This is a genomic window from Streptomyces sp. SID11385 (assembly GCF_010548245.1).
Taxonomy (GTDB): Bacteria; Actinomycetota; Actinomycetes; order Streptomycetales; family Streptomycetaceae; genus Streptomyces.
The window spans coordinates 1-7,983 of record NZ_JAAGLR010000947.1 but is presented as its reverse complement, the minus strand read 5'-3'; the positions used below and the strand labels follow the sequence as shown (position 1 = coordinate 7,983).

General features: G+C 73.5%; 7 protein-coding genes. 2 read left to right on the top strand and 5 right to left on the bottom strand.

Annotated elements, in window-relative coordinates; all coding sequences use genetic code 11:
* Positions 1-775 (bottom strand): amidohydrolase family protein (locus tag G3I42_RS28890; protein ID WP_164290703.1); only part of this gene is annotated, 775 nt, incomplete at its 3' end.
* A gap of 108 nt (positions 776-883) precedes the next feature.
* Here G3I42_RS28890 and G3I42_RS28885 point away from each other — a divergent pair.
* Entirely contained in the window at positions 884-1,516 is a 633-nt protein-coding gene (locus G3I42_RS28885) for a TetR/AcrR family transcriptional regulator (RefSeq protein WP_164290702.1), read from the top strand.
* 109 nt (positions 1,517-1,625) lie between these two features.
* Entirely contained in the window at positions 1,626-1,823 is a 198-nt protein-coding gene (locus tag G3I42_RS28880; RefSeq protein ID WP_164290701.1) for a hypothetical protein, read from the top strand.
* Between the two features lie 109 nt (positions 1,824-1,932).
* On the opposite strand, the gene G3I42_RS28875 is transcribed toward G3I42_RS28880, so the two are convergent.
* The 4 genes from G3I42_RS28875 to G3I42_RS28860 all read right to left on the bottom strand — a co-directional run.
* The gene (locus G3I42_RS28875; protein ID WP_203607492.1) at positions 1,933-2,646 is read right to left on the bottom strand and encodes a DUF4328 domain-containing protein; all 714 of its coding nucleotides are present in this window, start codon (positions 2,644-2,646) and stop codon (positions 1,933-1,935) included.
* Positions 2,647-2,800: 154 nt separating this feature from the next.
* The gene (locus G3I42_RS28870; RefSeq protein WP_164290700.1) at positions 2,801-3,844 is read right to left on the bottom strand and encodes a hypothetical protein; all 1,044 of its coding nucleotides are present in this window, start codon (positions 3,842-3,844) and stop codon (positions 2,801-2,803) included.
* A gap of 54 nt (positions 3,845-3,898) precedes the next feature.
* The gene (locus G3I42_RS28865; protein WP_164290699.1) at positions 3,899-5,860 is read right to left on the bottom strand and encodes a DNA/RNA non-specific endonuclease; all 1,962 of its coding nucleotides are present in this window, start codon (positions 5,858-5,860) and stop codon (positions 3,899-3,901) included.
* Positions 5,861-5,948: 88 nt separating this feature from the next.
* The coding region (locus tag G3I42_RS28860) for an ALF repeat-containing protein (RefSeq protein ID WP_275405306.1) at positions 5,949-7,983 on the bottom strand (2,035 nt) is incomplete at its 5' end.

Genomic DNA, 7,983 nt, shown 5'->3' with positions numbered 1-7,983 from the left:
AGGGCCCCGGCGCCCCGGGCCGGGCGAGCGCGGCGGCGATGTCCGCCATCATCGTCAGGGTCGGCACGATGACGCGGCCCTCGCGCGCGGCCTGCTCGACGTCGGCCTCCTCCAGCGGCCGGTCCAGGGGCGCGTGGGTCAGGACGTCGACGCCCGCGCGCTGCGCCATCCGCACCGCGTCGAGCGCGGAGGCGTGGGCGATCGTGCGCAGCCCGTGCCGGTGCGCGGCCGTGACGAGGGCGGTCGCGGTCTCCTGGCTGAAACCGGGCAGGTCGATGATGAGCTTGATGTGGTCGGCGCCCTCGGCGACACGTTCCGTGACGAAGCGCTCCGCGTCCGCCGGCGCGGCCACCAGGGAGCCCTCGGGCAGGCCCATGTGCGCCGCGTGGCCGCTCGCGGGCGAGGTCGCGGCGTACGTGCTGCTGCGGATGTCGGTGAGGCCGGGCAGTCCGCGCAGCGCGTCGACGCGCGAGACGGGCCAGGTCCCCATGTCGAGGGCCGTCGTGACGCCGTACGCGGCGAAGGCCCGCAGCGTGTCCTCGTCCTCCAGGTGGACGTGCGCGTCGATCAGTCCCGGGAGCAGGACGCCGCCGTTCCCGTCGATCTCGCGCGCGCCCCGCGTGTCACCGGGTTCGCCGATCACGGGGCCGTCCACGACGACCGTGGCCGGGGGCAGCAGCTTCTCGCCGTCGAAGACGCGCACGTTGGTGAGGGCGAGCTTCTCGGTCGCGGGCGTCGTGGGCCGAGTGCTCTCGGGTGGCTGTGCTGCGGGCACTGGCGTCTCGCCTTCCGTGAGGTTAGTGGACAATTCTGTCCACTAAGTGCCACGGTACACCCGCCGTGTTTTCGCGCCACCCCGCCGTGCCGCGCTATAACGGCAGGTGTGAGCAGTGCACCCCGGCCATCCGACGATCCCGCCGCCCCCGGCCGCCCCGCGAGGGCGACACGGCGGCGCGGCCAGGCGTTCACGCGCGCGCTCCACCAGGCCGCCCTGGAGGAGCTGGCGCTCACGAGCTTCGAGGAGCTGGCCTTCGACAAGATCGCGGCGCGCGCGGGCACGGGGAAGTCGGCGCTGTACCGGCGCTGGTCCACACCGAAGGAACTCGTGCTCGACGCGCTCTCCGACCCGGACACGGGCTTCGGTACGCCCGTCGGCCCCGACACGGGCTCGCTCCACGGCGATCTGACGCACCTGCTCGGCAGCTTCGCGCGCGTGCTCGGCGAGCCGCACGGCAGGGCCCTGCGCCCGCTGATGACGCAACGCCCCCGGCACCCCGAACTCTTCGACGAGGTCATGCGGTTGATCGTCCTGCCCTACGAGCGCATCCTGCTCGACGTCCTGAGCCGGGCGGTCGAGCGCGGCGAGGCCGACCCCCGCCGCGTGAACCGCCGGGTCGCCTCGGTGGGGCCCCGCATGGTCGTGGCCGACTCGATGCAGAAGGGCGCGGTGGACGCGGCGGACGTCGAGGCGATCATCACCGAGGTGCTGCTGCCGCTGGCGGCCTCAAGGGCCTGACGCGTACGGGGGATCGAGCGGGTGCGTACGGGAACGGGCGCGCGCCGTGCGGGCGGCGGGGCGGCCGGGGGCGAGCATGGGGGACCGTCAGCCACCCCCAGGAGGTCGCGTGTTCCCCGTACCGCCGCTTCGTACGGCCCTCGCCGCTGTGCTGCTCGCCGGCGCAAGCCTGAGCCTGGGCGCCGCCGCCCCCGCCCTGCCCCGCCCGGACACGTACCAGTGCGGGTGGTTCTCCTACGAGCCGCTGCCCGCCGAGGGCGTGGTGCAGGCGCCGCCGGAGGCGAAGGGGGCGTGCGGGCTGCGGTGAGGCGTACGGCTCCGGGGGCGACTGGGTGGGGGTGCGGCTCTGGGTCCGGTCCGCCGGGATGCGTACGCCCTCGGGGCCGGTCCGCCGGATGCGTACTCCTTCGCGCGGCTCAGCTCAGCGGCGCGTACGCCTTGAGGTGGAGCATGTCGGTGAGGCGGGTGGTGAAGCGGTGCGCGCGCAGGGCCGCGCCCGCCGTGCAGACGGCGACCAGCGCGTACAGGACGGCGGCGAAGGTGAGTTCGCCGGGGTCCGTGAGGTTGCCGGAGATCCTGCTGACGGCGTTCTCGGCGAGTGTCATCACGACGAAGAGGACCCACCACTCCCGTACGATCGCGTCCCCCGTGTCCGGCCAGCGGCTCTCGGAGGCGGGGGAGCGGGCCGCGTTCCACATCTCGCTCGCCACGCGGCGCGGGAGCACGAGGTTGGCGAAGGGGATGAACCAGGCGCCGATCGCCCAGCCCCGTCCCCGCGTGAACGCGAAGGGGTCCATCGTCCCGGCCGCGCCCCTCGCCTTGCCGAACCAGACCAGGAAGAGCACGGCGGCGACGAGGTACGCGAGCGTCCACAGCCCGGCCGCCGCCGTCGCGTAGTTCAGCGAGTGGTTGTACGCGTCGACGTCCTCCTGCGAGGCGTTCGTCCAGCTGATGCCCCCGGGTCCCCAGTCCACCGCGTGCGCGCGGACGATGAGCGCGGCCCCGAACTGGAGGACGTCGGCGAGGACGACGGCGCCCAGCGCCACGTGCACGGCGCGCAGCAGACCTCGCGCGGGCGGCGGCACGGGCCTCTGCGGGTGCGGCGGGTGAAGCGGAGCGGTGGTGGACATGCGGAAGGACCCCCCCGGGTCAGGCGTGTGACGAGCCGCCGAGCGGCGGCCGGCGCAGCTTATCGGGGGTGTTCACGATGCGTCCACGCATATGCGTGCCCGGTGAAGCATTCGTGAAGCGGAAGGTGCTTGGGGCCCGTCGCGGGCGGGGCGCTCACTGCATCATCTGCAGGTGCGGGTGGTCGGGGGACGCCGGGCAGACGTGGAGCTGGAGGGTGTAGCCGCCGCGGATGTCGACGAGCGTGGGTTGCGACGGGTCGCCGGGCAGGTGCTGGGCCGGGTCGGCGGGGTCCTCCGCGGGCCGCCAGCTCACGCTGCCGTCGTCCCACTCGGAGCTCGCGATCGTGAGGAGCGGGATCTCCTCGGTGCCGCAGGCGGGGCAGTCGCGGGGCTCGGGGTCGGTGAGGCTCCAGAAGGTCCAGCCGCCGGTCTTCCAGCCGGGGGCGGTGGCGAGGTTGCGGAAGTAGAAGTCCTGCGGGTCCTCCGCCTCGCCGTCGTCCCACTCCGCCCCGGCGGCCTCCCACCGGCTCTCGTCCGCCAGTTGATCCCGGAGTTCCTCGTCCAGCTCCATGGTGCCGGGGTACTCCGTGACCTGCTCCGGCGTCAGCAGGCAGGGGCGCGGCAGGTAGCCGTCCTTCTCGATCGCGGCCGGCTCGGGCGGGGTGTCGAGGGTGTCGGTGACGGTGGCGGCGGAGCGCCAGAAGAGGGCGGTGCGGGGTTCCGAGACGCCGTGGCCGCAGGGGCACCACAGGACCTGGAGGAGGTCGGTTCCGGCGGGGCGGGCGGGGAGCGGGACGTCGCGGGCGTGGAGCTGGGCCACCGGAAGCATCGGGACGGGCCCGTCGAACCACGGGCGGCCGCCGCCGTGCCGTCGCCAGACCTCGTCCTCCTCCGGTGTGCGCACGGGCGCCCGGCGATCGCGCAGCCGTCGCCCGGCGGACGCCGCGCGCACCCGGCGCAGGGCGCGGATGTCCTCCGCGGAGAGCGGAGTGTCCTCGGCGAGCGAGGCGTCGTGCGGCCCCTCGCAGTGGGGCCACGGCTCGTCGGCGGGCCACAGGAGCGGCCCGCCGACGGAGCTGTCGTGCACGGTCGGCGAGCCCGGCCGCGGGTGCAGCCGGGTCGCCGTGCGCGCCAGCGGAGCCAGCCCGGGGAAGAGCGCGACCGGATCGACCGGACGCGGCGGGGTCGTGAAACTCATCCTGGCTCCTTGGGGCGCGTGGGGTCGCGCCGGTGAAGGGCGCGAAGCGAACGGTCAGTTACCGAGGTTGAGCGTGCCGGTGTTCTCCAGGGTGTTGGTGACGTACACGTTGGGGAAGAGCTGCTCCGACAGCCCGTTCGCTCGTTCGATGGTAGCGATCATCGTGACGCCCACCGGGATCGTGCTGGTCTCGTCCTTGTAGACAGGGGTCACCTGGTAGAAGATCGCGTCGTCCGGCCCCAGCGAGCGCCCGGCGTCGTCCGCCTCCCCCTTGACCAGCTTCTCCGCCATCGCCTCGTAGGTGCGCATGCTCGGGGTACCGGTGTTCATCCCTACCTGCCAGCAGGGGACGAGGTTGTACTGATTGCCCCTGCCGCCGATGACGTTGGGGACCAGGTGGCAGCGGGCCAGCTTGGTACCGGGCGACTGCGCCGTCCTGTACAGCTTCGCGTCCTGCCAGCCGGTGATGTCGCCACCGGCGGGCTTGCCCTTGACGAAGCCCAGCCCCACGCAGGCCTGAGCCCGGGTGGGCCGCTGCCCTTCCTTGCCGACCGGGTCCGTCGTCTTGTTGACGGCCTCGACCGCTTCGCTGGTGTTCAGGATCCAGCCGTCACCACTGGGCAGCGCGCCGTCCGGCGACGTCTCCTCCAGGCAGGAGGCCTGCGGCCCCGCGTCCGGCGTGCTGAGCGTCAGCTCGAACCGGTCGGCGTCGATGACCCGCTGGTCCGCGAAGCCCTCGGCGAGCTGCCCGGCGGCGAACTGCTTGTCGGCGTCCTTGACATGGGCGCGGACGCAGGGCCGGGACGGGTCCGGGTCGCGGGCGTCGTTGAGGATGTAGGTGTCCCACTCGCCGTGGCTGAGACTGGGGATCACATCGACGCAGTCACTGCCCGCGGTGCCCCCCTCCTTGCTTTCGCCGAAGGGGAAGTCGCCGCAGGTGTCGTTGTCGACCAGCTCGGTCTCCGGTGTGAAGCCCGCGCAGGTGGCGGCGGTGCGGGCGGCCGCCCCGCTCGTCGCGCGCGTCAGGGGACTTCCCTTCGTCCCCCAGGCGCCGTCGAGGTTCTTCTGCGCCCAACCGTAGGCGGCCACCGCGCCGCCCGGATCGGAGGAAGTCGCCTTCAGCGGCACGACCGGCATGACGGAGGGGACGGCGCAGCCCGCGACGGAGTCGCCGCCCACGGCGTTGTCGCAGCGAACCGTGCGGGGGTTGTCCCACGAGGCGTTCGGGTCGACGGCCGTCGCGCCCGGCGACGTCACGTACAGCTTGTACGAGGTGGTGAACTCGGCCGCCGCGCCCTGCGCGGGGGCCGAGGAGTACGCCACCGAGCCGGAGAGCGACTGGTCGAGGACCAGGTCGCCGCCGTACCACGGCGCGGTCTTCGTCGCCGTGCAGCCGGTGGAACAGGAGGCGCGGAGCTTGGCGTTGAGCGCCGTCACCTCGCCGCTCGCGGAGGTCATCCGGACGGTGACCTGCTCCTGCCAGGTGGTGGCGGCCTTCGGGAGCGTGGCGCTCGTGGCGACCTGGAGGGTGCCGCGGCCCAGCTCGGCGCCCTTGCTGTCGCGCAGGACGTAGAGGACGTTGATGCCGCTCACGCAGTACGAGAAGCGCTCGTAACTGTAGGTGCCGGGCGCGGTGATCGCACAACTCGCGTCCGCGAGCGGCACGTTGGCGGTACGGGAGCGGGGGGCGGCCTGGGCGGGGCTCGCGCTCACGCAGGCTTCGGTGGCGCCCGCGCGGCGCTCCCGGGAGCCGGCCGTCGTGGGGGTGCAGTGGGTGCCCGAGAGGCTGACGGCGCTGGTCTCGGGGGCGGTTCCGGTGCGAGCCGCGGTGTCCACGGTACGGGACGGGGCCGCCGCCGCGCCCGGCGTCGCGGTGTCCGTGGGCCGGGCCGCCTGGCTCGTGCCGACCGCCGTGGTCGTCAGCGTCAGGGCGGTCACGACGGCGAGGACGGCCGCGCGGGCGCGTCTCCTCGGCGGGCCCGCCGGGCGTATTCGGAAGGGGTGCTGGTGGCGCATGGGTGTGGGTGCTCCTGAGTGGGGCATGGCGGCGGGCGGGGCCACCCGCGCGGGTGGCCCCGCCCGCCGCCATGCGGTCGAACGGGCGTCAGGCCCCGAGGGTGTAAATCGCCTTGCCGATGCTGGAGAGCTTGTCGCCCGCAACGTGCGTTATCTTGCTGACCTCGGGCACCACGGACTTGCCGAGGGCCTTGGCCGGGGTCAGCCACTTGCTCGCGCCGAAGGTCGCGAGGCTCAGCGTGCTGTCGAGCGCGGACCAGAAGAACTCACTGCTCGTGAAGCCGTGTTCGATGCCGGTGAAGACGCTGCTGATGACGCTCGCGCCCCCCGAGATACCGGCGAAGACGGCGGCGGCGCCGAGCGCGGGAGGGAAGACCGTGCCCGCGAGTGTGCAGCCGGCCGCGAGGAAACCGGACCCGACGCTGACGACGTTGAACGCGTCGGCGTACCACTGGGCGTCGTTCCACCACTCGTCGGAGTCCCCGTGGCCCTTCGTGCCGTTCGGGTTGACCTGGTCGTTGCCGTCGTTGTCCGCGGGGTTCTGCTTGTTCTGCCGCTCCAGCTCGGCCTTCTCCCAGTCCTCCTTGGCCTGATGCCGCAGCTCGTCCAGGTGCTTCTGCGCGGCGATCTGCTTCGCGGCCGCGTACGCGGCCGCGGCGGCCTTGGCGTCGGCGGACGCGGCCAGCTCCGAGGCGCGGGCGGCGGCGGCCGAGTTCTGCGCGGAGGCGGAGGAGGCGAGCGCGGAGCGCGCGGAGTCGATGGCCCTGTTCGCCGAGTAGTTCGCGGAGCGGGCGGCCCCGCGCGCGGTCGCGGCGGCGGCCTTCGCCGTGTCGGCGGACTTCTGCGCGTCGGCCGCCGCCTTGTCGGCGGCGTTCGCGTTGTCCCGGGCCTCCTGGGCGTAGTCGTCCGCCTTGGCGGCGGAGTCGAGCGCCTTCTTCGCCCACTCCTGGGCCTCGGCGGCGGCCTTGCGCGCGTCGGCCGCGGCCTTGGATGCCGTGGCCGCGTCCGTCTGCGCGTTCTGGGCGATCTTCGCCGCCGCGGCGATCGCGCCGCGCACGGCGGCGACGTGCGTCGCGGTGTCGAAGTCGAGCTGGGCGGTGCGGTACCGCACGACGGTGATGAAGTTGCGCAGCACCCAGGCCGGGGCCTCCAGCGCCACCTCGGCGTACGCCTTGGTGAACGGCCCGCCGGTCAGGATGAGTTCGTTGGCGAGAACCTGGTCGTCCTCCTTGACGGCGACCGGGTACACGTCGTCGAAGAAGCTGTTCAGCGCCTCGGTCGTGTTCTCGTCGAGCGCGTCGTTCCCGGCCTTCTTGACGGCCCTGCCCGGGTTGTCGTTGAGGATCTTGTTGATCGCGACGCGCAGTTCGTCGTCGGACGCCTTCTTCATGCCGCTCGTGAGGAAGTCGCCGACAGCCGTGTCCGTGGCGCTCGCGAGAGCCGCCGCGGCCGCCTCGGCGATCTTCGGCGCGGCGATCGAGGCGATGTGGGCCGTCGTCTCGCGGTCGTCCTGGGCCTGGGCGAGTGCCCGGTCGAGGTCGATCCAGGCGAAGACGTCGTCGTCGGAGCCCGCGAGGGCGTGCTGCGCGGACTGGCGCGTCCAGGCGCCCGAAACGTCGAGCAGGTGGACGGCCGCCTGCCGGCCGGTCGTCGCGGCGGTCTCCATGTCGCCCGCGCCGAGGGCCTGTTCGGCCTTGGCGATGAGGTCCTTGGTCTCCTGCGTCAAGCGCTCGGCGACGAGCCGCTTGCCGGCGAGGGTGGCCTGGTCCGTCGCCTCGATCTCGGAGAGGAGCCTGACCTCGTCGATCGCCTGCTGCTTGTCCTGCTCCAGCGTCTGCGCCTCGGCGGCGCGCGCGTTCTGCTCGACCTCGACGGCGTCGCTGACGGCCTTGGTCGCGACGTTCGCCGCCTCGACGGCCGCCGCCGCGTGCGCGGTGGACTTGTTGGCGTAGTCGATCGCCTTGCCCGCGTTCTTCACGGCCTCCTCGGCCGCCGCCGCGGCGGCGTCGGCGTGGTCGGCGGCCGAGTTGGCGGCGTCGCGTGCCGTACGGGCCGCTTTCGCGGCCGTCGTGGCGAGGGTCTGCGCGGCGGAGGCGGCGTTGGTGGCGCGGTTCGCCGCGCTC

Coding starts and splice junctions, on each gene's coding strand:
- G3I42_RS28865 (WP_164290699.1), bottom strand. CDS start 5,860: ATGCGCCACCAGCACCCCTTCCGAATACGCCCGGCGGGCCCGCCGAGG.
- G3I42_RS28875 (WP_203607492.1), bottom strand. CDS start 2,646: ATGTCCACCACCGCTCCGCTTCACCCGCCGCACCCGCAGAGGCCCGTG.
- G3I42_RS28870 (WP_164290700.1), bottom strand. CDS start 3,844: ATGAGTTTCACGACCCCGCCGCGTCCGGTCGATCCGGTCGCGCTCTTC.